This window comes from Methylorubrum podarium (assembly GCF_040270385.1).
Classification (GTDB): Bacteria; Pseudomonadota; Alphaproteobacteria; order Rhizobiales; family Beijerinckiaceae; genus Methylobacterium; species Methylobacterium podarium.
In genome coordinates this window covers 1-1,216 of the sequence record NZ_JBELQE010000063.1, presented here as the reverse complement: position 1 = coordinate 1,216, position 1,216 = coordinate 1, and the positions used below count along the sequence as shown (strand labels likewise).

Sequence of the window (1,216 nt, the reverse complement as noted above, 5' to 3'; positions counted from 1 at the left end):
GTGAGAGGCTACTGCATGGCCGCTGCCATGGGTAGCCGGAAGGCCAGATCGGGGAAGCTAACAGGCGCGGGCGGCCGGTAGCCCAAGGATGAGTGCGGCCGGACGCGGTTGTAGGTGTTCTGCCAAAGGGCGATCACGGCCTGGGCTTCCTTGAGCGAGTAGAAGACCTCTTGGCGCAGGCACTCGTCGCGCAGCTTGCCGTTGAAGCTCTCACAGTACCCGTTTTCCCACGGCGAGCCCGGCGCGATGTACTGGATTTGCGAGCCAGCTTTGGCGACCCACTTGCGCAGTGCTTTCGAGATCATCTCAGGGCCATTGTCGCAGCGGATGTGCTCTGGGATGCCATGCAGGCACATCGCGTCGGCCAGCGCCTCGATCACACCCAGGCTGTTGATGCGCCGCGCCACCTTCAGCGCAAGGCACGCCCGGCTGTGCTCATCGATCAGCGTCAGGATGCGCAGGCTTCGCCCATCGTGCGTCTGAGCCTGTACGAAGTCGAAGCTCCAGACGTGATTGCGGCGAAGCGGCCGTAGTCGCACGCACGAGCCGTCGTTCAGCCAGAGGCGGCTGCGGGGTCTATGTCGGCTCGGGACCTTCAGCCCCTCGCGACGCCAGATGCGCTGAACCCGATCCTTGCCCACCTGCCAGCCGTCTGCCTGCAGCAGAGCGGTGACGCGGCGGTAGCCATAGCGCCCGTACTCGGACGCCAGGGCAATGATGGCGCGGGTCAGATCATCCTCGTCGGCCAGCACGGTCGGCACGTAGCGTTGCGTGCTGCGGTGCTGACCGACGATCCGGCAAGCGTGACGTTCCGAGAGGCCGTACTTCTCCCGAATGCCGTCGACCGCCTGCCGGCGTCGCTCGGGGGCTACAAGTTTCCCGAGGCGACGTCCGCCAGCACCTGCTTTTCTAGGGATAGGTCGGCCACGAGCCGCCGCAGCCGCGCGTTCTCGCGCTCCAAGTCCTTCATCTTCCTGGCTTGATCGATCTTCAGGCCGCCGTACTCCTTGCGCCAGCGGTAATAGCTCTGCTCGGAGATCTCCGCCTCCTTGCACGCCAACGCCAAACTCTTGCCCTGGGCGGTCTGCACCTCGATCTGGCGCAGCTTCAGCACGACCTGCTCCGCACTCGTCTTCTGTCCTCGCCGCATGTCCGACTCCTTCGGTCCTGACTGATCCTCTCAATCAGCCCGGTCCAAAGCCAGCCGGTCAGGTCA

Annotated in this window: 1 pseudogene; it reads right to left on the bottom strand. The window is 64.8% G+C overall.

What is annotated here, in order from left to right:
* Positions 1–8 precede the first annotated feature (8 nt).
* Positions 9–1,150 (bottom strand): annotated as a pseudogene (locus ABS772_RS11215) (IS3 family transposase).
* Positions 1,151–1,216 lie beyond the last annotated feature (66 nt).